Annotated in this window: 20 protein-coding genes and 1 tRNA gene; 13 read left to right on the top strand and 8 right to left on the bottom strand. The window is 31.7% G+C overall.

The features are described from left to right. Positions 1-3 precede the first annotated feature (3 nt). Entirely contained in the window at positions 4-570 is a 567-nt protein-coding gene (locus tag AACL09_RS03680; RefSeq protein ID WP_339047024.1) for a NifU family protein, read from the bottom strand. A gap of 164 nt (positions 571-734) precedes the next feature. Between AACL09_RS03680 and AACL09_RS03675 the strand changes: the two genes are divergently transcribed. Then, positions 735-989 (top strand): DnaJ domain-containing protein, encoded by a 255-nt coding sequence (locus tag AACL09_RS03675; RefSeq protein WP_339047022.1) that lies wholly within the window; start codon positions 735-737, stop codon positions 987-989. Positions 990-1,045: 56 nt separating this feature from the next. On the opposite strand, the gene AACL09_RS03670 is transcribed toward AACL09_RS03675, so the two are convergent. The 5 genes from AACL09_RS03670 to ftsZ all read right to left on the bottom strand — a co-directional run bounded on the left by AACL09_RS03670 (position 1,046) and on the right by ftsZ (position 4,505). Further along, on the bottom strand, positions 1,046-1,780 hold the full coding sequence (locus AACL09_RS03670; RefSeq protein ID WP_339047020.1) for an outer membrane protein assembly factor BamD: 735 nt from the start codon (positions 1,778-1,780) through the stop codon (positions 1,046-1,048). Between the two features lie 220 nt (positions 1,781-2,000). After that, complete coding sequence (locus tag AACL09_RS03665; protein ID WP_339047018.1) at positions 2,001-2,363, bottom strand: hypothetical protein; 363 nt, start codon at positions 2,361-2,363, stop codon at positions 2,001-2,003. A gap of 88 nt (positions 2,364-2,451) precedes the next feature. Further along, the gene (gene ybeY, locus AACL09_RS03660; protein ID WP_339047016.1) at positions 2,452-2,904 is read right to left on the bottom strand and encodes an rRNA maturation RNase YbeY; all 453 of its coding nucleotides are present in this window, start codon (positions 2,902-2,904) and stop codon (positions 2,452-2,454) included. Then, on the bottom strand, positions 2,901-3,299 hold the full coding sequence (locus AACL09_RS03655; protein WP_339047014.1) for an EVE domain-containing protein: 399 nt from the start codon (positions 3,297-3,299) through the stop codon (positions 2,901-2,903). The genes ybeY and AACL09_RS03655 overlap by 4 nt, the downstream gene beginning before the upstream one ends. After that, positions 3,300-4,505, bottom strand: coding sequence for a cell division protein FtsZ (gene ftsZ / locus AACL09_RS03650; RefSeq protein ID WP_339047012.1), 1,206 nt, complete (start codon positions 4,503-4,505; stop codon positions 3,300-3,302). Positions 4,506-4,696: 191 nt separating this feature from the next. Between ftsZ and AACL09_RS03645 the strand changes: the two genes are divergently transcribed. Then, a complete protein-coding gene (locus tag AACL09_RS03645; RefSeq protein ID WP_339047010.1) occupies positions 4,697-5,200 on the top strand; it encodes a hypothetical protein in 504 nt (167 codons plus the stop codon). Positions 5,201-5,230: 30 nt separating this feature from the next. Here the strand turns inward: AACL09_RS03645 and AACL09_RS03640 are convergent, their stop codons facing one another. Then, a complete protein-coding gene (locus AACL09_RS03640) occupies positions 5,231-5,986 on the bottom strand; it encodes a tetratricopeptide repeat protein (protein WP_339047008.1) in 756 nt (251 codons plus the stop codon). Between the two features lie 139 nt (positions 5,987-6,125). On the opposite strand from AACL09_RS03640, the gene AACL09_RS03635 reads away from it, so the two are divergent. The 10 genes from AACL09_RS03635 (at position 6,126) to AACL09_RS03590 (ending at position 23,267) form a co-directional block, all read left to right on the top strand. Then, positions 6,126-6,959, top strand: a complete 834-nt coding sequence (locus AACL09_RS03635; protein WP_339047006.1) for an enoyl-CoA hydratase/isomerase family protein — start codon at positions 6,126-6,128, stop codon at positions 6,957-6,959. Between the two features lie 91 nt (positions 6,960-7,050). After that, positions 7,051-8,232, top strand: coding sequence for a 2-oxoglutarate dehydrogenase complex dihydrolipoyllysine-residue succinyltransferase (odhB, locus tag AACL09_RS03630; protein WP_339047004.1), 1,182 nt, complete (start codon positions 7,051-7,053; stop codon positions 8,230-8,232). 85 nt (positions 8,233-8,317) lie between these two features. After that, the gene (locus AACL09_RS03625) at positions 8,318-8,617 is read left to right on the top strand and encodes a hypothetical protein (RefSeq protein WP_339047002.1); all 300 of its coding nucleotides are present in this window, start codon (positions 8,318-8,320) and stop codon (positions 8,615-8,617) included. Between the two features lie 201 nt (positions 8,618-8,818). Then, positions 8,819-10,159, top strand: a complete 1,341-nt coding sequence (locus AACL09_RS03620) for a hypothetical protein (RefSeq protein WP_339047000.1) — start codon at positions 8,819-8,821, stop codon at positions 10,157-10,159. Positions 10,160-10,225: 66 nt separating this feature from the next. Further along, the gene (hemB, locus tag AACL09_RS03615) at positions 10,226-11,239 is read left to right on the top strand and encodes a porphobilinogen synthase (protein ID WP_339046998.1); all 1,014 of its coding nucleotides are present in this window, start codon (positions 10,226-10,228) and stop codon (positions 11,237-11,239) included. 294 nt (positions 11,240-11,533) lie between these two features. Next, complete coding sequence (locus tag AACL09_RS03610) at positions 11,534-11,995, top strand: hypothetical protein (RefSeq protein ID WP_339046996.1); 462 nt, start codon at positions 11,534-11,536, stop codon at positions 11,993-11,995. A gap of 865 nt (positions 11,996-12,860) precedes the next feature. After that, positions 12,861-12,992, top strand: a complete 132-nt coding sequence (locus AACL09_RS03605) for a hypothetical protein (RefSeq protein WP_339046994.1) — start codon at positions 12,861-12,863, stop codon at positions 12,990-12,992. Positions 12,993-13,261: 269 nt separating this feature from the next. Continuing rightward, a complete protein-coding gene (locus AACL09_RS03600; RefSeq protein WP_339046992.1) occupies positions 13,262-13,996 on the top strand; it encodes a class II aldolase/adducin family protein in 735 nt (244 codons plus the stop codon). Between the two features lie 43 nt (positions 13,997-14,039). Then, positions 14,040-14,112 (top strand) — tRNA-Lys (locus AACL09_RS03595). Positions 14,113-14,327: 215 nt separating this feature from the next. Then, positions 14,328-23,267: an ankyrin repeat domain-containing protein gene (locus tag AACL09_RS03590; protein WP_339046990.1), complete on the top strand. Its 8,940-nt coding sequence runs from the start codon at positions 14,328-14,330 to the stop codon at positions 23,265-23,267. Between the two features lie 70 nt (positions 23,268-23,337). On the opposite strand, the gene mtaB is transcribed toward AACL09_RS03590, so the two are convergent. Further along, positions 23,338-24,579 (bottom strand): tRNA (N(6)-L-threonylcarbamoyladenosine(37)-C(2))-methylthiotransferase MtaB, encoded by a 1,242-nt coding sequence (gene mtaB / locus AACL09_RS03585; RefSeq protein WP_339046989.1) that lies wholly within the window; start codon positions 24,577-24,579, stop codon positions 23,338-23,340. 93 nt (positions 24,580-24,672) lie between these two features. Between mtaB and AACL09_RS03580 the strand changes: the two genes are divergently transcribed. Further along, entirely contained in the window at positions 24,673-25,896 is a 1,224-nt protein-coding gene (locus tag AACL09_RS03580; RefSeq protein ID WP_339046987.1) for an aspartate kinase, read from the top strand. Positions 25,897-26,024: the final 128 nt, after the last annotated feature.

The following is a 26,024-nucleotide window of genomic DNA, read 5'->3' as shown; positions in this document are numbered from 1 at the left end:
TAACTAAATATTTTCCACTCCTGCAACTTCTGGAATATGATAAGTTAGCATATTTTGTACTCCCTGCTTTAGAGTGAGTGATGCACTTGGGCAGCCAGAACATGCACCGTGTAGTTTAACAAAAACTATACCATCTTTAAATCCTCTAAATCTAATATCACCTCCATCTTGAGCGACTGCAGGTCTTACATAATTCTCAATTAACTCTTTTATTCTGCCTACTATTTCTTCATTGTGCTCATCATAAAATTCATCATCTTCATCCGCAGGTTTTATATCACCATTATCAAGTGCAGTGCCACCAGCTGTAAAGTGATCCATAATGGAGGTAAGTATTTCTACCTTTATTAAATCCCAACTGATCTCATCTGATTTTGTAACTGTAATAAAATCATAACCAAAAAAGACATTATTGACATATTCCACTTGCAAAAGGCTCTTTGCTAATTTTGAATTACTTGTATCATTCTCCTGAGAAAATTCAGCTGTTTCACCTTCTTTTAAGATAGGAAACCCTGGAAGAAACTTTAGTGTATTAGGATTGGGTGTATCTTCAATTTGAATAAACATATTATTAACCCGTTGCAACAACAATATTAACCATGTTAATATACTATTTTAAAACATAAGTCATGTCATACATATTTTTAATTCTATTATTGTTAATATTTATAATATTTGTTTTGCCAACAGTTATTTTGGTTTGTTTTTTCTTTTTTAAGAAAAATAGTATAATGAATATTAGTGAAACTGTTAATTCCATCTTATATAGATTTGTAAATGAGAGCACTGCCAAGACAGATAATGAAAATATAGGTAATATGTCAAAAGGTGAAGCATTAAAAATCTTAGGCTTAACTGAGGATGCAAAAAGCAGTGATGTAAATCAGGCTTATCACAATTTAATGAAATCGATACACCCAGATAAAGGAGGATCTGCTTACCTGGCACAAAAAATAAACGAAGCACGGGATGTGTTACTTAAGTAAACTTGTTGATTATTCAATACAGTTGCGATATGAACTGATATTATACACAAAAAATTTTATCTACTTATTTGTACCATTTTATTTGCACATTTTTTTGCATCTGATCTATCTAGTATTTTAAGCTCCTTTCTGTGAGCTTCCTCGTGAATACCTAAGGCTAAATATGCTTCCATTGATCCACACAAGGCTTCAGTAGTATAATTTGAGTCACTATAATTATTCTCTATCTCTTCAAAACGTTTGATTGCAGATATGTAATGACCACGTTTTAAATAAAACTTGCCAACAGAAAGTTCATAAGCTGCTACATGATCTATCACTGAATCCATTTTTTTCTCTAAGATACTACTGTACTGACTAGTTGGAAAAATTTGCATGTATTCTTTTAATAATTCTAAAGTTGTGTACGCCACTTTTTGCTCACGTTTAATGTTGTCAATCTGTGCGTAATAAGAGAGTATTCTTAAGTAATACACATAGGCAATATCCTGATCGTTTGGATACATGTATACGTATTCATCCAAAAGAGCTGCAGCTTTGCTATAATTACCACTATCATAATTTGCAGTGGCAGATTGTAGCTGAGCTTTTATTGCCCAATCCGAAAATGGGTATAGATCTTCAACTTCTTGAAAAACTTTAATTGCTTGTTTGTACTTTTTATTTTTGGCTAGATCTGTAGCTTCTTTATACAGTTGAGCCTCTGTTTTCTCATCTATCTTTTGGATATTATGCTTATGTGGGCAGCCAGCTAGCATAATAATAAAGCAGAATAATAATAGCTTATACATTGCTTAAAACATTAAGTATAAAAACCAATCACTCACTGAACAAGTAAAATTTCTTATTATTTAAAGTTAAGATATACTTTTTCTATATTAACTCAAGTTGTTAGAAACTCTGGTTACATAATTAGAAATTTTGTTGTCTCAAACTTAGAAGCTATTTCAAGAATATATAGTATTTTCTGAGGCAAAAGATGCTATGCTGCCATAGCAAATTTCTCTTAAATTACTTAAACTTGAAGTGTAAACTTTTCATCTCATTAAGACATACATTAGAACGATTACAGGCGTCACCATTTTGAATCGTACTCTTATTAACTTTTAAATTATGATCAGAACATTGAAAATGTGCTGTGACAGATGAGTCAGATCTATCTATTCCATTTAAGTTACAGGCTATTGGATAAAAGAAATCTTGAGATTTTGGATTAGTCCCCTCATAAAACATTGCACCATCATCTCCAGGATTAATACGCAAACCTACATCATCATTCTTTATATGATGATAATTGTTTTTGCCATCAAAAGCACTATATTCATAAGTACCATATTCATAAGCATTATCAAGCGTAATATCAAGATTAGACATAATTTTCTCCTTTTAGCATAATATATAAAGTACTTATTAACAAACTTCTAACTAAAGGTATTTTTATGATATTATCAATATAAAAAGTTTACATTAGTACCTTTTTTATATCCAGTTCTGCCATGATTTCTTCTTCTAGACTCTGCATCTTAGTTTCTTCGTCCTCTTGTTCATGATCATAACCTAAAAGATGAAGCAGCCCATGTAATACCAAATAAGCAGTATGTGATAGTATGGAAGTTTCATATTCAACTGATTCGGCAATTACTCTATCTACTGATATTGCTATATCCCCTAAAAAGCACCCTTGTGATAATTTTTCATAAGAAAAGGAAAGTACGTTTGTTGGTTTATCTTGGCTGCGATGCTCTAAATTAAGCTTATGCAATACACCATCATCTGCCATGAGTATTGAAATTATTGGCTGATAGTTAGCTATTTTTAGCCTTTCTAGGAAAACATTAATAATATTTTTTATAAATTTTTCAGGATCATCTATAACATCATACCATCTGTCACTGTGAATGCTTATTTCTGTCATTTTGTGCTCATTTGCAAGATAGTATCCCACTCTCTTTGCAGTATGCTAGATACCGACAAACGAGGTTGTTTTAATATAAGCATATTTTGTAGATCGGAATTTTGCTTTATCTGCCCTAAAGTAACTCTTTTCTCCAAAGGTTTAAAATATTCAACATCTACAACACCAAATCTTGCATTATCATTGCAATAATATTCATTGTGTATCTTCACTATGCCAACAATAGCTTTTTCTTTTTCCGTATGATAAAAGAAAGCTAAATCATCAACCTTCATGGATTTCATATATTTTTGTGCCTGATGATTGCGTATACCATCCCAACTTGTAATTTTATCCTTGATCATGTTTTTCCATGGATAAACACTCGGCTCTACCTTCAAAAGCCAAAATTGCATTTATTTATTATCTCTTCTCAAAAAAGCCGGTACATCAACAAAATTAAAGTTCCAATTTGGGTTTTCTCCTGCAAGTTCGGCTATTCTTTTATGATTCTTTATTACTTCTGATATTCCATTAAATGCATCTGTAGGCGTCTTTTTTGTTTCATCTTGCTTATTTAAATTATCATAGGATTTCAATGCTTTTTGTTCATCGCTAGTAGATTTGTAAAATGAATTATTAGTGATTTTACTATTAAATGAATTTTCATCTTCAAATGAAGTAGTGCTATCTATCCCAGTAGCAAGCACTGAAACCCTGATTTTATTCTCAATTTCATTGTTAAACGTCGCTCCAAATATAATATTGGCGTTACTATCCACTTCTTCACGCACTCTATTTGCTGCCGCATCAACCTCAAAAAGGGTCATATCCGCTCCGCCAGTTATATTAATCAATATGCCTTTTGCTCCTTTCATTGAGATATTATCTAGCAGTGGGTTAAGCATTGCAGCTTCTGCTGCACTTATTGCTCGATTTTCTCCCTCTGCTTCTCCTGTGCCCATCATGGCTTCACCCATCTCACTCATTATTGTTTTTATATCAGCAAAATCGAGATTAATAAGCCCCGGCATAACCATAAGATCTGTTATACCCCTAACCCCAATATGAAGAATATTATCAGCAAGTTTAAATGCATCGGAAAAAGTAGTTTTTTCATTTGCAATTTTAAATAAGTTTTGATTGGGAATAATAATCAAAGTATCAACATATTCTTGCAACTCCCTAAGTCCATCTTCTGCTATTTTTGCCCGGCGGCTACCTTCAAAAGCAAAAGGTTTTGTAACAACTCCTACAGTTAATATTTTATGTTCTTTGGCAAATTTAGCTATCACTGGCGCCGAACCAGTTCCTGTGCCTCCTCCCATGCCTGCAGTAATGAAAAGCATATTACTATCAGAGATATATTCTTTAATCTCACTAATTGATTCTTCTGCTGCACCTTTGCCAACTTCTGGTGATGCACCAGCACCTAAACCCTTGGTTAAATTAATCCCCAATTGAATTTTTTTCTCTGCTAAAGAATAATCTAGTGCTTGAGAGTCTGTATTTGCCGTAATAAATTCTACTCCCTGCAGATTAGATTGGATCATATTATTTACAGCATTGCCGCCTGCTCCACCTAAGCCAATTACAGTAATCTTTGGACGCAATAAAGACATATAAACAAACTCATATAATTTTGTAACATCATTGGGTTATTAAGTTACTATTTTATTAAGATACATGCAAGAAATTGTTTTTTCCTTGTTCAATTGTTGCGCACAATTTTAAGTTATATATTATTAAATATTTTAAATTGACTATTAATTAATAAATTACTTTAATTTATTTAAATTAATTAAGAGATAAAATGAATAGTTGTATTTTAAGTTCAGTTTTAAAGAGAAATAAAGGAAGACTAGTTTTGAATGGTATCATGATCACTAGTGTTGCATTCATTGGAATAGGCTTATTTAGTAAGTTAGGAAAAACAGGTTTTGCTTTGGGTATTATAGGATTTATTCCGCTTGCCGCTTTTTCTTTATTTGTTACGGCAGTCACAGTCTACAGTGCTAGCGATGATATAAAAAAGCATCATAAAATATCGGGGAAAACAATAGGGATTATCGCTGCAATTACAATTCCATTTATACTTAACACTGTGTTGACTGGCATAGGTTTATTTGGAAATGAACTAGATAGTAATGTAAAATCTGCTCTAGGTTTTGCGAGTTTTGTGATGCTATTACTTTTTGAGTTACCCATTATTCTTAACATAATAAATAATGTTAAACATCACGATAAATGTATGCCAGAAGCATTGGAATCCATGGAAAGAGTAGTTTCAATGATCACTCGCAAAAGCACAACTTAAAGATTCAACTAAGCTATAATTATAGTGCTTTTACAAATAACTATTGATAAATTTCAATCTATTGCTTACTTGTTGTATTGGAATGTTTTTTATGGTGTCTTTACCTTGCAGGTTTACTAGTTTCTGGTAGAAGGAAGCAGCGTTTTTAAAATCTGACAATTTATCAAATATAATAGCTAGATTATAAATATAAAAAACATTTTCTGGCTCAAGAGAAAGTGCAGAAATCATATAATCTTTAGCATTATTTAGCTCATCTGTCCTTAAATAGAGTAAACCTATATTAGCATAGAGTGGTGCAAAATTTATATCACCTGATAGATTTAACATTTCCTTCAAAGCAAAGTCAGGATCATAATCTGAAACTACTGTAAAATAGTTAAGTATCACAGTGGTATCTTGAGGGTATTCTTTTAGTAAAACCAGATACGTCTCATGTGCCTTTTTATAATCTTTTTGCGCATAATAAAGATTGCCAAGCCCAATTAATGCACTTTTATTTTTAGGAAACTTATCCAGTATCTGCCTGTAAAAAGATTCTGCAATTTCAATACTTCCCATATCAAAAGCAATTTTAGCTTTTTTGAGAAAGTGGCTTACATTAGTTAAATTTTCGCTAACTTTTATTTCAAATTTATCGCTTCTTTTTTCGAGAAAATCACTATCATTTACTACGCTTGAATGTCCACCTTTTATCGCTTTAGCGATTTGAGAAAATACTTCTTCATCTGCATAAATGCTAAAAGACTGTAGCAAGATAAGAATAAAAATTAGTGTTTTGATCATAAAAATTCAAAATTATGATTAAAATGCTAAAATACAGTTAAACATCAAAGCTCCTTTACTACTTAACTTCATGGGTAAACTATATTTTAATACTTACAGCTATTAAATAGGTTTATAAACTAAAAAACTGTGGGCTAAAATGAATATGGAATTTAATTCAAAAAATCAAGATTTATCAGCTTTTAAGCAAGAACCTGTTATAACTAATATAGCTGCATCACTTTGGGATATAGGAGATGGTGTGGTGTGTTTTGAATTTAATTCAAAAGATAATACAATTAACTATCAAACATTTAAATTACTATACGATGCAATCAACATAGTATCTAAGTATTTTAAATGCATGTTAATAGGGAACGATTCTGCAAATTTTTCATCAGGAATAAATCATAGCAGTTTGCGTGATAACTTTAAAATAAAAGAAGAAATTGAGTATAGTCAATCTGTACTGCAGATGCTTAAATTTGCAAACTTTCCTACTGTTGCTGCGGTTAGCGGCTTTACCTTGGGGGCAGGTTGTGAGATAGCTCTGCATTGCAGCTCTATTCAAGCATATATGGAAACACATGCGAGATTAACGGAAGAGGGTCATGTATTATCGGGACTTGGCTGCTATACAGAGATGATATTGCGCTATTTAGAATTAAAAGAGTTTAGTCAAGATATTGTTTCAACAAACACAACTGAATCTGCAAAGCAGATGTACAATTTACATATGCTAAAAAGTAGTGATCAAATTACCGAGGATAGGAAGAAACTGCTTGCCGACGCTAAAGAAAAAGTGCTAAAACTTCTGCATAACTATTGCCCTCCAAAGGAAGAACAAATAAAGTTATCAGAAGTTAAATTATATCTTCAAAATGTAGGCATTGTAAAAAAGTTAGAAGCTGGTTTTGGTAATCAAGATTTTATTAATAGAAAAGATATTTTAAATTTTGAGAAGGAAATCGCTCTGGAAGCTGAAAAAACATGATTTTTTAAATAAAAAATCTCTCAATCCTGTGGACTTTATTTTATGAAGCATTTATAAAATAAATATAAATCTTAAACAAGAAAGAAAAGCAATGAGTACGATAGATATTAGGGTAACTAATTTAGGTGGTGAATCAATTACAGAAGGTACAATAGGTGAAATATATAAAAAAGAAGGTGACCAAGTACAAAAAGATGATGTGGTACTTGTAATTGATACTGATAAAACAACACTTGAAATCACTTCTCCTGCTGTAGGATATATAAAAAAAATGCATGTAGGTAAAGGTGATGATGTTAGGAGAGATACGTTACTTACGGAGCTTTGTACTGAAATGGTAGATCAAAATATTAAACAAGAAGAAAAAGCTACTGATAACACTACAGCATCTAAAAAGGATGCACCATCAGCACAGAAAATGATGCGTGAGAATGAAATAAAGCCAAATGAAATTGAGGGAACTGGTATGGGCTCTCGCATTACTAAATCTGATGTTATTGATCATATAAATAGAAAGGAGATTCCTACTGCAATTAATATACAAGATGACGTGCCATCAAGAGATATCAACGTAACAAGGGAAAAGAGAGTTAAGATGAGCAAAATAAGGCAAGTGATAGCTGCTCGCCTTAAGGAGTCACAAAATACTGCTGCAATTTTAACTACTTTCAATGAAATAGACATGAAAAACGTTATGGATCTAAGAATCAAATATAAAGATCCATTTGAAAAAAAACATGGTGTTAAACTTGGGTTTATGTCTTTTTTTATTAAAGCAGTGACTTTAGCCTTAAAAGAAGTACCAGAAATTAATGCTGAGATCTCTAAGGATGAGATAATATATAAAAATTATTATGACATTGGTGTTGCAGTTGGCACTGATAAGGGGCTAGTTGTTCCTGTTATTAGGAATGCAGATCAAATGTCATTTGCAGAAATTGAAAATACATTAATTCAGCTCAGTAAAAACGCACGTGAGAACAAGCTTCAAGTTGCTGATCTGATAGGTGCTACATTTACTATTTCTAATGGTGGAATCTATGGTTCTTTACTTTCAACTCCCATTATAAATCCACCACAGTCTGGAATTTTAGGCATGCACACAATACAAAATAGACCTGTAGCAATTGGTAATTCTATTGAAATTAGACCTATGATGTATATTGCACTTTCATATGATCATAGAATAGTAGATGGAAAAGGCGCAGTAACCTTCTTAGCTATTGTAAAACAGTACATAGAAGACCCAAATAGATTAGCTTTAGGGGTGTAGTTATTTATATTTATCATTAATTTCTTGATACAAGAAGAAATATATGTCATACTAGTAGTAGGTTTACTTATCTAGTGGGGGGATGATGAGTAATGTAAATCTAAGGAAAGTTTTTAATAAAACAACTATATTACATAGTGCTCTTGCAATTTACGTTGCAACTACAATTACTGTAATCATAGCTGGTGCTATATGTTGTCAAAATAATATGGAAAAAGGTTCAATTTTAATAAATACGGGCTTTATTATGTCTACACTTCTCAGTCTAAATTATGTATTTTGGGGGTCAATACAAAAGATTATAAAGAAAGAATCTGAGTCACAAAAAATAGATGTAATGGGTGAAAAGTTGGATTCCATAATAAAAAGTATAGGTATTTCATAAAAATAGAAATAAAAAAGCAATTTCATAAAAAATAGCTTGTTGCAATAACCAGATAAAGTATTCCATTAAAGAGACAACTAATAAAATAGTATCAAAAAGAGATCTTAAATTTTAAAAGAAATTACTAAAAATAAACTACTTATAGTTTTTAATTTTGTATTATACTAAACTAAAAATAGCATATAACTTTTGGGGGATAATGTGCAGCAAACACAGCAATTAGAAAAATTAATGAAAATATTTGGCAAAGGAAATTTGCTAGAAGCCATATTTATTTTTCTCGGTGGATTTCAAAATATGATATCACATGACTACTCTGAGGTTGAACGTATAGATCACAGAAATTTTTTTCATCTTTATGAATTCATAGATAAAACTAAAACACAACCTTTAGATCGATACTTTAAACTGAAGTTAAGTTTACAAGGATTATGTTTAATATATGAAAAGGCCTATAAAATTTTAAATCATCACAATCACTTAGATGCGCAAGAGGTGATGGATCAAATCTATACTCTTGCTATTGTAGATCAAGAGCTTACAAAGATAGCAAGGATAATAGAGGAAGAAAAGGACGCATCAATTAGATTTCTCAATATGATAATCAATCCAAAAGGTGAACCACCTTTTAGTAGCATAGATGATTTTGAAGAAAAAGTTTTAAAGAATATAAGAAATCTGATCAACGAAATTGAACCAGTAAATTATCCAAATGGAATTGTTAATTCTAAAATTTTAAGATGTGTAGCTGAGGAAGAGAAAAAACAATATTATAAAACTGCTATTCCTCTCTACGAAGTATTAATAGAACTTTATTGTCAAATTAATAGCATTAATATAAATAAAAATATAATTTTAGCATTACTCATACAAACAAACGGAGAAATACAGTACTTACAAGAGTATCATTCAAATCATGCTTTAATAATAAATGATAGCCTCTATTTATATGAAGAGGTCAGAAGTCTTGCTGACTTTATACATACAATAAAAATTATAGGCGAGAATTATACATTTAATAATGAAGAAGTAGATAGAAAATTTATTAGCATGAAATATCTGTCTATTGAATATGGTTTGATTCAAGTTGGAGTTAGTAAAGACACCCTTACTTATTTAATAAATAGTAATGACGAAGATATAGCTGAAGAATTTGAAGCTAAAATTCTAGCAGATATAGAACATGAGTTTGAATCTACTAATGGAGGAAGATTTGAAGATGTACCAGATGCAAAACCTGAAACCTTTAAACAGAAAACATATAGCTTATTACCAATTGAGTTTGATAAAAGAAAGATTTCTCTTTATGCCGCAGGTACCGCTTTTACTATACTGCTATTTTCTTCAATATTGGGTAAATTCCTTCACAATAAGTATAATATCGCAGCACTTGCAATTTTGGGTGCTGCTACACTTGCTTTAAGCGCTTTTACTTTTTCCTATCTCAAGATCCAGCAGCAAAAACCACCTGGTGAGTTAGATCAAGCTAAAGTAAACGGTAATGAAAACAGAGAAATGAGTAATTATCTTTCTACTAACTAAAGATTTGCAATAATATATTGATCTATAATATTTGATAAATTTTAAGGTTTTATTACAATTTATAAAATGACTGCTTTTCCAAATATAAGATTAAGGCGTAAACGTTTAAGCAATTGGCTTTTAAACCTAACGCGAGAAAATGAATTGTCAATTAATGATCTAATTTTGCCGCTATTTGTGCACAACGGCACAGAGATCTATGAGCCTATTACTGGCTTACCCAATATAAAATGCTATCCAATTGCAAATTTGCTTTCGGTTATTGAAAAAGCTAAGAATTTAGGTATCAATGCTATTGCTATTTTTCCTGTTGTTGAAAATAATTTTAAGACTGAGAATGCCAGTGAAGCGTATAATCCAGACAACTTAATTTGCTCCGCTATTCGTCAGGTAAAATCGGAATTTGAAAGCAATATAGGAATTATTGCAGATGTTGCGCTTGATCCATATAGCATTCATGGTCATGACGGAGTTGTAATTGATGGTAAGATTGCAAATGATGAAACTATACCTATCTTATGCAAACAAGCATTAGTGTTAGCTGCTGCTGGATGTGATGTAGTTGCACCTTCTGATATGATGGATGGTAGAATTCAAGCGATAAGAACAGCATTAGACAATAGCAATTTTCAAGATGTACTGATACTATCCTATGCAGTAAAATATTGCTCAGGTTTCTATGCACCATTCCGGCAAGCAGTAGGCTCGTGTTCATTTTCAAGTTCAATTGATAAAAGTAGTTATCAGCTAGATTTTGGCAATACAAAAGAAGCAATGTGCGAAATTCAGATGGATATAGATGAAGCTGCAGATATTATCATGATAAAACCTGGGATGCCATATTTAGATGTGATTAGAGCTGCAGCCGATAAGTTTGATATCCCGATTTTTGCCTATCAAGTTAGTGGTGAATATGCAATGCTTAAAGCTGCGTCAGAAAAAGGTTGGCTTGAATATGATAAAGTAATATATGAATCATTACTTAGTTTTAAACGTGCTGGTGCTAAGTCTATTTTTACTTATGCTGCTCTTGAAATTGCTGAATTAAGTCGACTATATCGGCAGTGCAAATTTTTATAATCTCTACAATTAACGTCCAACATAAAGCATTTGAAATGATAAAATACTGCTGAATAATTTGTTATAACTGATGATAAAATCGAAGCTTTAGATTTTATCAAAGAATCTAAAACAAAAAAAATAAAAAGAGGTAAATTAATTATTACTTCTTCTGTAACTTTGATTAAGTAGCCTCTTTTAATTCAGATCTAGCAATAGCGTTAATTACTTGAGTATTTTGTGGAAATGTTCAACAAACTGTGTCAAATCTAATTTAACTTAACTGAATTTTCAATCTGTTAGGAAAAAAGCCGATTGATAGAAGTAAGTTTTTTTCATGGTTCAACAAAATATGCAAGAAAAATAATTTTAAGGAGTATGAAAAAGACGGAGATAAAATATTCGAAGAATTTACAGCAGGATAATGCTTTATTTAATAAAGTAGAAGAAGCAGCAAACGAAAAAGATACAAGTAAGCGAGACGAATTGCTTAAAGGAGTAGAAAAGTTACTGAAACCGGAAAATAAATATGGTTTTAAACCAAGCTTAAATTATTCTCCAAATGTTAGCGGTAAAGGTGCAACTGTTGACGCTGCAATCAAAGCTGGTGGAAAGTTATTGCAGCTCTTATATGATTACGCTGAAAAGAATATAAGTACAGATACTAAAATATTTAAACAACTCAAACAGGCTAAAGAACACTCTCAACCTAATAGAAATCTTTATGATGTTTCATTATCCAATCCATTAGGCCTGAATTCAAAGCTTTCAATGTGATAAAATTGGAAACTCAGTTGATGGTAATAAAGTACAAGGAAGAAACGAAACTTTTGAGCATCGGAAAAAGACCAAGAATTAGCTTCACAGCAAGCTTATCTAGGTAGTGTCGACAATAAAAAATGATAATGGTATAATATTTCTTTTAAAAAGTGAGAGAAGCAAGACATGAAAGATGGGGGAGTGGGATAGGATAAAAGACAGCTTGCCAGAAAAAGAAGTGGCAGAAGTGCAAAAGATAACAGAAAATTTATAGCTGCAGTAATGTGGATAGGTAGAACAGTGGAGAGCTTTGCCAGCAGAATATGGAAAATGGTCAATAAGAGATTCATGAGGTATCCGGTATATGGCAAATGATTTTCAATACTTTAGCAGTTAATGAAGATACAGAATGATAGATTCAACAATCATATCAACACGCAGCTGGTGCAAGAAAAAAAATGTAAAGTGCAAGGGCAAGAGTTGGGGCGTTCTAAATTTCAAGCAAATTACATGCTTCATTGAGATTTTTTGTTACTGCAGATCGGATTATGCAAAAGCTTTAGATCTGATAGAAGGTAAGAATATGGAATCGCTGATAAGATGCAAACTACATGATTGAGGCCGCAGAAGCTGTAAATGCAGAGCCAGTTATGCCACCGCGTTCCAACAACCGAGAGAATACGATAAAGAGCTGTACAAAGAGAGAAATCTAATCGATTCAATAAAATCAAGCATTTCCGCAGAGTTGTTATGACAAATTAGTCATCGCTTTCTTATCTTTTTTGCTGGCATTTATCTTTGGTTGCAATAATTGTCGAAACTACCTAGACATTTTTTACTTTTGGATAAGTATTTCCTAAATACTGAGAATACTAATCAAAAAGTGGAAAGTATATTTGAGGAAATTAACGATAAAGATGATAATTTAATGGAAGATAGAATAAAAAGTAAGATAGAGAAAATTGGAAATGATATTTCAGATCATATAGAGGGACTATATAAAATAACCAAGTAAAGCTCAATAAAAGAAATTGAGTTAAGAGAGATATATTTAAAACAAATTGATGAGCATCTTAAGAAGATTGAGGAAAAACTTTCAGATGTTCAATATATAGTAGAGAAGTAAAAATTGTAAATTTATTTTTTGATATCTATTTCGAGATGGTAGAATTTTGTTATGCATAGTTTTAAAAGAATAAGATTTTAAGTAATCTTCTATTTCTTTTGTAACCTAAGTGTGTATGTGTAATAATTGTAAAATTTATATCCAAAATATATATTATTGTGGGCTCTAAATCAGAAAATGTAAAAAATACTGTAAAGAAAGATCTAGTTTATGCATATCAGATTATATCTTATTTAGGTCTTGATGATCATACCTACACTCATTTATCCGCACGTGTTGAGGATCATTATTACATTTATCCTTTCGGCATGCGTTTTAGTGAAGTGCATGAGAATTACCTTATGAAGGTTTCATTTACTGGGAAAATTATTGAAGGTAAGGAGTATCAGTATAATAAAACTGGGTATGTCATTCATGGTTCTATTTATCAAAAACGACCTGACATTAAAGCAGTATTTCATCTTCATACTCCTGCTATTGTTGCAGTTGCTTCTATAAAAGTAGGGTTGTTCCCTATGAGTCAATGGGCATTGCATTTTTATAATCGTGTTTCGCATCACAAATATGATTCTTTAGCACTAAACTCTGAGCAAGGGGATAAAATAGTGAGCGATTTAAAAGATAATTTTGTTATGATGATGCAAAATCATGGGGCAATTATATGCGGTAGAACGATTTGGGAAGCGATGTTCTATACGTATCATCTAGAGCAAGCATGCAAAACCCAATGTTTAACCTTATCTATGAATCAGCCCGTAAATCTACCTAGAGAAGAAATTTGTTTTAAAGCTGCAAGTGATCTTTTATCTTTTGAGGAAGACATAGGTATGCGTGATTGGCAAGCATGGAAACGCTTAATTGATTCTAATTGTAAGCTAAATGAGAGAAAATAAGAGTTGTTTTTTTATTGTAAGATATTACACTATCCATTTTTATGATCCTGTAGCTCAGCCGGTAGAGCACTTGACTTTTAATCAAGGTGTCGCGCGTTCGATTCGCGCCAGGATCACTACGACATTGATGATAGTACTTATCCAATGTGCTATATAATATATAGTGGTATTTTTACAAAAAGTATATTGATTTAAGCATATTCAAATTGATAAGTTAATAATTTTATATTAGAATAATGTTTGTTAGCTGCAATGATAATTAATCTATTTTATTAATAAAATAGTAACTTTTTTATATAATCATTAATATTAACTGTATTTATAAATAATTATGTCTATTCAGCGTTTTAAAGAAATTATAGACTCCAATAATCTTGAAAAAGCAAAAAGCTTTCTAGATGATAAACAATCTCTGTTTACTGTTAGTAATGAGTCAGAAATACTGCAATATTGCTTAGAAGGAAAGAAAAATGTTGATATTTTTAAGCTAATATTTGGTAGATTAAAAAATGAAATAAAAGATAAAGCAATAAGTAAAAATGGTAATTCGATCTTATTCTTAGCACTTGATGCTGGTAAAGACTACTTTGAGGTTTTTAAAAATTATGAAAACATCAACTGGTCCGTACTTGACAAAAATGGCAATAACCTATTGCATCATGCACTTTCTTTAAAAGATGTTTCTGAGAAGTCATTAGATTTTCTATATGAAAAATTAGGTGGTGAGGAAGAAAGAACTGAAATAGCTTTTTCTGCTATTGAACATGATAAAAACAATCTTCTAAAATCGTTAGGAATAAAAGATAAAGGTGATTTTTTTGTTAAAAATTATAAAGAGCTTATTAAAAAATGTCCTAGAAGATTCGCTGATTTTGTTGCAAATGATCAAAGCATTTTGTCTGATTATATAAAATCACATGAGACTAAAGACAGTCGTTTTACAAGTGGTGAATTATTCAATCTATTCAGTAAAATGATGTATTTAGCAATAGATTATGCAGATGATAAACTTGCCGACCAATGCCTTAACCAATATAAACTAGTTAAAAACTATTTATCATTTGATAAATTAGGGGAAGCAAAGAGAATACCTGGTTTACTTGAAAGACAAAATAGCGCAGGCAACGCACCTTTGGATTATGCATATAAAAACAACCCAGAGATGTTTGCAAAACTAACTGCAAAATCAGCTCAATTAAAGATAGATGTTTTACTTAAAAGTGGTAGGATTCAAGAATCTCACCAGATTAATCAAAAAGAGAAGATCACTTCTAATATTGCAGGTTTGTTTACATCAGCTGGTAGTCGTGGGTGGTATGACACTGGTGGAATTTTAGCCTCTTTGGTTGATTTAACAATAGAAGAAGGCAATTGCTCTCCTAAAATCTTTGTACAATCTGGTACTCATGGTCAGCAAAGATCACTATCTCATGAATTGAAGGAAGTATCTCATTGTAGTGAAGATGTTATATACATCAGACGTAATCCCGTTGATAAAGAAGGAAATAGTAGCCCACACTGGGTTGTTCTCTACTTTTTTAAAAATGAGGAAGGAAGACGTAATCTATTAGTAGTTGATCCTTATGGAGCCAATGAGCCTTCTGCAGTTATTAAAGAGGCTACAGAAGGAGTTGTAGATAATATATATGTTTCTACTACTAAAATTCAACATGATGGCAATTCTTGTGGTCCTCTCTCTTCTGAAGTTGCCAGGGCTATATACTCTCAAAAGGAAAAGCTTCAAGGATTGTTAGGAAACAGTAGTAATAATATTAAGAAATTTGATATTGAGCAGATTTTACCTGATGGTCTAATAAATGATGCTAAAGAGACAGGAAAGATTGATTATTGTAAGGGATTTGAAAGTTTTAATTGTTCAAAGATAAGAAATACTCATGTACAAACTGCGCAAGCTATAGGTGAAGCAATAATTGATAAAATTCCTTCTCAAATTTTAATAAACAAGATTCTTGCAGGAAAAGAAAATTCCCGGGCTGAGCAAACGGCTAATCTAGGTAGTGATTCAATTGAGCAAATTTATGATTTGTGTCAAGGTGATGAAAAAAGTATAAAGGAGATTAGATCAATACTAAAAAATAGTAGTACGGAGAGTGATCAAGTAACTACTGTTAATTTAGAACAAATTAATAAGCTTGAACAAACATTAAGTGAAGAAAATTTTAGACCCATAAGAGAAAGGTTAGACGCTCAAATTCAGCAACCTCAATCGCCACAATTAAGTGATGAACAGAAGAAGAAAATAGGACAAATAAGGGAAAATTTCAAATCGGAATTAACAAATCCACAAAAATATGAGATTGATAACTCATTATTATATAAATTTTTGTGTTCTGCACCAGTAGGTGATATAGGGAAGTTTTTTTATTCAAATGATAGTGTAACAAAGAGTGAAGATCTAAGCAAAGTAGCATTTGCTGTAGCAAGGGATGGTGATGTCTCTAAGCTAGAATTTTTTGTTAATTATGATAATGATCTTATATATAAGACAGATATAAGTGGTAAGAGCTTACTGGAGGCTGCAGCTGAGAATTTTCAGTCTAAAGTTGTTCAATATATCATTCGTAAGCATAATGAAATTTATAGAAATCAAGATGGTAAAACAGCAGATGAAGTACAATCCGCGTTTTTAGGTTTTGTAGATAATATAAATAATAGGAAAGATCCATGGGCTAAAGATTTGGCGCAAGAGTTAGAAAAGATATTACGTAAGAAAGGTTTTAATGAATCAGATAGATTAAAGATAGATTCGATTTTTAGTCCTTATATCAACAATAAAGAGCAAGAAAAAGAAGCAAAAAACTTTAATACAGACAACTATGGTAATTTATCATTTTATGCTGATATTATTAAGTCTGGCAATGAGGAAAAGTTTAAAGCTGCTTTGGAGAAGATAGATCCTAAGTATAACCTACGTTCACTTTTAAATAGTAATGGTCATAACTTAATAACCTTAACTGCAGCTTTAGGTACACCAGATTATTGGAAAGAAATAGAAAAAGCTTACAGCAAAGTAGAAGGGCGAACTGCTATTTCGGCATCGTCAGATGATATAGCCTCTATTGGCAGTCCAATTCAGGCTGCAATTATTGCTGATAATTTACCAATGTATAATCATTTTCTTGATGCAAAAGATAGCTTTATAGTTAATAAGCAATATGGGACAGAGAAAAATAATGTATTGCATACAATTTTGCAGTCAAACAAAGCAGAATTGCTTAATGATATATTCTTTAAATTTAAAGATAATAAAAAATCGCTTGTTAAAGCTCTACAACAGGTTAATAAAGATAATAAGAATCCATTGGATTTGGCTTCAGAGAAAGGTCATTATGGCTTTTTTGAAAAAGCTCTCGATGTTATTGCAAATCATAACAAAGAAACTATAAGGAATTTGTTGATTGCAAATGATTGTAGACTGATCAAATCAGCAGCTTCATTTGGTAATAAAAGAGTTATTGAGAGAGTATTCAATTTACAAGATAAATATAATGAAAAGATTAAGAACAAAGAAGATCAGTTAAATTTATTAAATTACAATAATCGCTATGATAAAGAAAATAGGTTAGAGAAATCTGGGTTATTGAATCTTGCGTGTGGGCATAATAATGTACACACAGTGAATCATATACTTGAATTACTAAAAGAAAAGAACAAGGTATCAAGTAAAGTCTCAATGAATGCTTTAACAGCTTCAATTTCCAAAGATTCTGACAATAAAAAAATATTTGACTTTTTGCTTGGTCAAGGAATAGATTTCGAAACCTTTAGTGGAAGATTTACGACTCCTATACATAAAGCTGCAGAGTGTGGTAATACTTATGCTTTGAAGTACTTCATTAATAAATTTCCTAAAAATGATATACTAAACCTTCAAGATAAAGATGGCAAAACACCACTGCATTTAGCAATAAGTAATGGTAATAGGAAGGCAGTAGAATTTTTAGTAGAAAATGGAGCTGATTTTGATAAGCAAGATGACAAAGGCATCACTCCTTTTGAGCTTGCTTTACAAGATAATAGATTTTCTGACATCTGTATTGATCTTTTAAAATATAACCCAAAAGCAACTGTACCTCTTTATAGAGCAATTCTATCTGGTAATAATAGTCTAATAGAAAAACTAGTAGATCAAAATCATTGGATTCTTGAGCAATGCAGCCCTGATACCTTAGACTCTAATCTATTAGGTGATGAAACGGCACTTAAATTTGCGTTAAGAAGTGAAATTAACAGAGATTTAACAGCAAAAATAGCAGATAAATCGATTAAGAATTTTAGCAAATTAGATCAGAAATCGCAAGGAGAGCTTCTAAAGTATGGGTTTTTAAATGATATAGTTAAAAGTGGTATTTACAATTTGCATAAGGAAGGGTCAAGAGAAGCAGGTGAAATTAGTAAGTTTATAAAGTCACAAGTAGGAAAAGATAGATCCTTTCTTTCTATAGTGAGTCAAGGCACTACTTTGTTGCATGATATAATTGGCAGTAATAGTTTCGATCTATTTACAAATATAGAAAATGTTATAGAGCGTTATGCAATTATTAAAAAATCTGGTGAGCTAGAAGAAACTGCTCTTCATGCAGCAGTAAGAAGTGGTAATGCAAACATAGTTAATACCATACTAGAAAAAATAGGTGATATAAAATTTGCTGTTAATGAATATGATGCTAAAGGTTATACACCATTTCAAATAGCTGCTAAATTAGGTCATAAGGAAATATATGATTTACTTAAGGAAAGAGGTGGAAATTTAGAATCTAAAACCAAAGCTGGTGATAGTATAGCACATTTATTAATTTTAAGTGCTATGAAAGATTCCATTGATAGCAGTTATGAGTATCAAAAATTGCTAAAGGATTATCCTGAATTGACTAGATCTATTAATGATAAAGGCGATAGTTTACTTGCTACTGCAGCAAAATGTACAGATCGAGATGAGACTCCTAAAATTATAAATCAACTCTTGGAAAATGAGTTTAAACATAAAAAGAATCAACTTACAGAAGAAGATGCAGTAAAGCTTCTGTCTAATGCAATTTCATCTAATAACTTTGATTCTGTGCAAAAGACAGTCTTTGACAACATGAAAGGAAAAGTTGTTAATAAAATTGCCAGTACAATTGCTGGAGATGGTACTGGTAAAACAGCTAAAGTTCGTGAAATTGTTGCAAATACCATTGCTCCAAATTCACAGGAGCATATTAATAATATAAGTAAAACAAAGGTCTTATCACAATCTATAAAAGAGGTTTTATCAGACACTGAGGAAAAGAAGCAAAGCCTATTACAAAATGCGTTGAGTTTTCTGCATATAAAAGCACAGAAAGGTTCATCTGATAAGGTAGATGTAAATACATTGCTTAACTTTCTTGTGAAAGATCAAGGTTCTTATACAAGTTCCAAAGATGACCTTTTTCTCGTTGAAGAAGAAGTAAAAGTAAGTAATGCCAGGAAAGACATTTTTGTACAGCAAGAGGAATTAAATCGGAAGTTTGATACTTTTCCAAAGGAGAAGGAATATAAGTTTTGGATGAAAGAAGGGGATATCTTGTATCAAGAACATACAAAATTGTTAAATAATATATCAGAGTTAAAAGTAAAAAAAGTAATTTGTGACATTATTAATAAATTTGGAATAACAGATGAAACTAAAACCAAAGCTTATCAAAGTTATTTTAAGCAATATACAAAAGAAAGCGAAAAGAATGGTCATGGTCAAGAGATTTGGGAAGAAATAGAAAGGGCTTTTCAAGATAAAGGACTTTTTAATGTACAGCAATATGGTCAAAATTTGGCAAAATTACAACCAGATGAGCGGCAAATTTTTATAGATTTAAAAGCAAAAGAAATTGAACAATCATATCAGGAACTCTCTTCAAGTAAAAATGAGTGTTATGAGCAAATATGTGAATTAGATAATAAGATAGAAGATTATGGACATAATGCAAAAAATTTGCATCGATTAAAAATATCACAAGACGTATTCTATACAAACTGTAAGAATTTAAATGGCAAATCAATTGCTGATCGTGTTTTTACTAGCAATGAGTTGCCTCTTATAAGGGGAATCATTTTAGAGAACGAAAATTTATGGGATCCTAGATTTGTCGATAGTGAAGGAAACACCTTGCTGCATAAATTAGCACAAATGGTTGAAGAAGATAATACACTTATCGGTTACATTCAGCCTTTGATTGATCAAGGTTTTTCTCTAATTAAGAAAAATAAAGAAGGTAAATCAGTAAAAGATATTCTTGAAGATGTTAATGTTAATAATGAGATTAAACAAACAGTAGATAACTTAGCAAAAACTGAAGAGCAAATTAATGGATCTTTTAAAAGAGAATTAGATTCTCTATTAGACAGTGGTTCAGTTGATGATTTGGCAAAGATTATCCATAATAATGAAAAAGGTTATAAAAAATACTATGGAACACTCTTTAATCCGTTTCATAGTGTTGTTTCCTCATGCTTTAATGGTGATTTGTCAAATGATTATCTTTTTGATAAGAAGTCTAAGTGCTTTAAAGAACTGTTAAAAAGCAACGATTTAAGATCAGCATTAGATAAGACTGATGGAAAGAGGTGTAATTTTCTGCATAGAGCTATAGAGGAAGCTGCTGCTAATTATAGTGGAGGTGATACTAGCAAAATGCTAGAGCGTATTTTACTTGATGTTGCTCGTGGATTAAATGGCAGTAGAAATTTAAAGTTATGTAATGAGCTGTTTTTTAAGCAGAGAAATAGTAATGGTGATAATGTTGTAGAGGCTCTGTCAAAAGTTGAGGGTAGTTTAAACATATTTAAAAAGCTAGAAAAAGAATTTGGTAAAAATACTTTTACCGATGAATGTGATTTAAACTTAATTTTAGTGAACGCTGCTGGTAGTAAAAATGATGATTTATTTGAACATGTCATCGAAAAATATGCATTAAATAGATTTAGAGCTCCAAGTGAAGATGGACAACCTCCACTTCATGCTGCAGTGATGAATGGTGACCAAAAAGCAGTATTAGCTGTACTGAAATCTGGCGCTAATATTAATCAGATTAATAGCAGTGGTAGAACTGCTATGCATGAACTATTAATTTTCTTGAGTGATAACTCAGGTAGCCAAGAGCATATGGATTTAGCTCATTATTTGACATCACATGGTGCTTTCTTGGGTCATTATCAGGAAGAAAATAAAGAAAGAGGTGAGATAAGTGAAGTAATAGAATCTATGGAAGGAGAGATTAAGGAGAAGGTTTTATTTAGTATTGCACGTGGTAGGTCAGATTTCTACGACATGAAGCATAAGTTATTAAATGAAGCAGGCAATTTTATCAAGTTGAAGAATAAGGATAGTCCTTTAGAACTGGACTTAGATATAGGTGGTAGCGTTGTTTTTGCTAAAATAAATAATGGAACGTTTAAGAGCAGTCAATTTTTAAATAGTGATGTCTGTAAATCAAATCACTTAACTACCAGCTACTTTGATATAGATGGATGCAAAGGCTACGTTCAAAAATCTGCTGGTGGCAAGAGAAATTATATAATCTTTGAAGACGATATAAGCAAAGGGAACAGCGGAAAGATGCATCATCCAACAAAAATTAAAGTGTGGCTATCTAAAGAGAGGAGTATAATAGTACTTGTAAGTGCTGATGGAACTATAGAGCCTGCTGAAACTAGCCATAAAATAATGGGAGTAGAGGTTAAGGATAATCTTTCAGAATATAAAAATAAAAATCTAAGAGAAAGGTTTGAAAGAGATTATGAGCACCACTTTAGGACTAAAGAAGAAAAGGAAGAAAAATTTAAAAAATATCGTTCAGGTCGTATAAAGGAATTATTGAAAAAAGTAGATAGTCAAGATGAATATAAAAATGAGGTATATATAGGGGGTATTCCTTTAAAAGAAGCTTTAATGAGAGGGCGTTGGCATGATCACAGTGTGCAGAAAGAGAAGCAAACTCAAAGTGAAGAGCAAGAGAGAATCCAACAAAGCCCAGAAAATAATACACAAAATTATTCAAGAAGAAATAGCAAAGGTGATGAGATGGGAGAGACAATTGAAGATGCTCAAGTAGATCAATCAGATGTTAATCAATCCAAATCAAATAACGTAACAGCAGCTGATGCTGATAGTAATATGTCTCCTAAAAAGTCTTCAACTGAAGTAGCAGGTAGTGAGCAAGGAAAGTCTATACTATTGGGAACGAATGATGAGAAGAAAGGAAATTTCCTTGAAGGTGTAAGTCAAGATATAGAAAAAATGGCAAAAGGTTTTAAAAATATTGCAGATACTGTGGAAAAAAGTCGAATATCAAATAAGTTAAAAAGTGAATTGGGGCAAAGGTTTGCCTTGCCAAAAATAGGATTGAAAGAAGTTGATCAAAATAATATTAATCCCGAATCGCTAAAAAGGTTAATATTAGATGGTTTGTTGATTGGTGAAGATGAAACAAGGAAGAATTTTTATAAAGGTGTAAGTCAGGCTGTTAAAGAAATAGAAGAGGGTTTAGAAGGTATTGTGGAAGAGAGTATTCAAGCTTTAATATCAAGTAACCAAGAAGTTAAAAGTGCTCAACTTCAGCAGGTAGAAAAATTGAATGATGAAAGAAAAAAGAAATTTTACGAAGCTGTAGAAGGTGTAGCAGAGGCTTTAAAAGATACTATGGATGTTATGGAAAAAGGTCAAATATCAAACAGCCAGGAAGTTAAAAGTGCTCAACCTCAACAGGTAGAAACATTGACTAATGAAGAGAAGAAAAATTTCTATGATGGTGTAAAAGAGGTTATAAAAGAAATAGCAGAAGGTTTGAAGGGTGTTGCAGACAAGAGTAACCAGGCTTTAAAAAAGGAAATGAAGCTTGAATTAGATATTGATCATAATGACAATACAAATGTTAATACTCCTGACTCAGGATATGGATCAGTTGTTAGTTCACCAAACCAAGAAGAAAAAGGTACGAGGGATAGTCGCGAGTCAGAAAAACAAAAAAATAATCGTTTGTTAGATAAATCAGAGATATACAATAAAGTTAAACTTATAATGGTAGAGGAATATAAGCCTGAATTGAATGAAATTCAAATGGTAATAAAGAGTCTAGTTTCTGCAAAAAATAAGAAAAATCATATGGGTCCTAAAGCAAGAGAAAAGTTTGATAAATTAGATACTTATTATAAAAATGAACAAAATTTAAGAACTGAAAATAAATCACCGCTTCCTCCAATTCCAAACAACAAACAGGGACGTGTGAGATAATATTAAAAAAAGATATAAAGCATTTCTTATAATACCTTGGCATATGGTTTTTTGAATATTTCCTTTTCAGTTACATTTGAGATAATTTTCCAAATAGATAGTTACCGTCTGCAGCAATAATTTTAACTTCCGCAATGCTCTTAATTGCAACATCATGTTCAAATTTTACAAGAGCAAAGTTTTCTGCTCTACCTATATGTTTTTGTTCAGTTAAGATATTTTGTGAGGAGCCAATAAGTGACTTGTTGAATTTTTCAAGTCTGATTTTGCCTAAGTTCCTCAGATAATTTGCTCTTTCTTTGCGTACATGGATAGGTATCTGTGGCATTCTTTCAGCTGGTGTATTTTTTCTGTTTGAATAGGGAAAAACATGCAGGTAAACGGCATCAATTTCTTCTAAAAGACTTACAGTGTCTTCAAACATTCTTTCACTTTCTGTTGGAAAGCCAGCGATGATATCAGCTCCAAAAGCAACGTTACTTCTGCATTTTTTAATCTTCTGGCAAAACTTAATTGTTTGTTCTCTGCTATGTCTACGCTTCATCCTTTTAAGGATTAAATCATTCCCCGACTGTAAACTTAGGTGTAGATGTGGCATAAGACGTGGCTCTTGTGTTATAAGTTCCAGCAGTTCATCATCAACCTCTGCTATATCTATTGATGATAACCTAAGCCTTTTTAGTTCCGGCACCTCTTTTAATACTCTATTTATCATTAAACCTAAAGAAGGCTTGCCAAATAAATCTGTACCAAAATCTGTGATATCAACTCCTGTAAATACTATTTCTTGGTACCCTTTTTCAAGAAATATTCTTATTTGTTTTATGATATTGCCAATTGGTACAGAGCGATTATTACCCCTTGCGTGAGTTATTGAACAAAATGTGCAGCTGTGATTACAGCCATTTTGAATCTCTATAAAAGCTCTTGCTTTGTCTGCAAAACTATTGATAAGAGGAGGGCTGAGCTTACGTACATTATCTATGTCGCTAACTATAATCTTTTCACTACTTGGTAAGTAATTTTTATAATTTAATTTATCATCATTACCAAGTACTTGAGCAACTCCAGGGATTTTAATGTAAGATGTAGGGTCAAGCTGGACAGCACAACCAACCACTATAATCTCAGTTGTTGGGTTTTGCTTATGAATTTTACGTATCTTTTGTTTTACTTGACGCTCTGCTTCATTTGTCACAGCACAACTATGAACCACAGTGACATTATCCCTACTTGCCTTTTTTAGAGCATCCTTGATTAATTCACTTTCATAAAAGTTAAGACGGCAACCAAATGTTACTATTTCATTCATGTTAAATATATAAGTATATTAAATACTATACTTTATAAGTGCTGTATCTTCAAATAGCCTTAAAATATATAATTTATCATTAAAAGTTTTTGGATGATTCTTGTTAAGAAATTTGGTGGCACTTCTGTAGCCAATTTAAACTGTATTTTGCACGTTGCTAAGCTGATAAAAGATGATGTGGATAAAGGCAAAAGTGTGGTTGCAGTAGTTTCAGCAATGGCTGGTTTTACAAACGAAATGATCAGTAAAATAACTCAAATTCCAAACCTAAACTATAATCAAGAAGAGTTATCAGAACGTGACGTTGTACTCTCTGCTGGTGAGCAAATTTCTTGTGGTCTTTTAGCTCTTGCTCTTGAGTCTTTAGGCATAAAAGCAAAGTCATGGCTTGGTTGGCAAATACCTATTAATACTGATAGTGCTTACGGTAAAGCAAGAATCAAAGACATTCAGGTTGATAAACTAAAGGCATCCTTTAAGAATTACTCAGTTGCCATTGTTGCTGGGTTTCAGGGAATACATAATGACAGAATCACAACTTTAGGGAGAGGAGGGTCAGATACATCTGCAGTTGCTATAGCTGCAGCTTTAGGTGCAAAAATATGTGAAATTTACACTGACGTTGATGGGATATACACTGCTGATCCAAATGTCGTTTCAAAGGCAAGAAAACTTGATAGTATTTCCTATGAAGAAATGCTAGAGATGTCATCTTTAGGAGCTAAAGTTTTGCAAATACGCTGTGTTGAGCTGGCAATGAAATATAATATAAAAATAAATATATTATCTACTTTTACGCAAAGTAAGGGTACACTTTTGTTAAGTAAGGAGGAAATTGTGGAAAAAAACTTAATTACAGGAATTACGTGTGATACACATGAGGCAAGTGTAACTTTAAAAAAGGTCCCTTTTGGGCTTTTGCCTGTTTTTGAGCTTATAGCTAAAGCTAACATCAACGTTGATATGATATCACAAAATATGAATAACGAGAAAAACGATATTACCTTTACAATACAAAGAACAGATGTAAATCAAACTAAAAACTTGCTCAAGGAAAATAAAGATAAAATTTTATATGATAGTTTGTCTATAGATGAATCTGTAGCTAAGGTTTCTATAATTGGGGTAGGGATGCTTTCACATTCTGGAGTTGCTTATCAAATGTTTAAAACTCTAAATGAGAAGGGAATTAATATTCTAGCAATTACAACGTCAGAGATAAAAATTAGTGTTCTAATCCTGGAAGATTATGTAGAACTTGCCGTCAGGGCACTACACACTGCGTATGGTTTAGATTCTAGTGAATCGATTTCTTAAGCTCTATTCTTCTTGAGCTTATGCTCTTTATTAATTGTACTAACACTTAGGTATGATGAATACGTATAGATATTTCCTGAGTAATTTCTTTTGCTTTCTATTCTATCTCTCCAATAAAAATGAGGCAT

Source organism: Candidatus Mesenet endosymbiont of Phosphuga atrata (genome assembly GCF_964020175.1).
In the GTDB taxonomy this organism is placed as follows: domain Bacteria; phylum Pseudomonadota; class Alphaproteobacteria; order Rickettsiales; family Anaplasmataceae; genus Mesenet.
The sequence above is the reverse complement of the archived record's forward strand: the minus strand, read 5'-3'. Positions and strand labels throughout refer to the sequence as shown.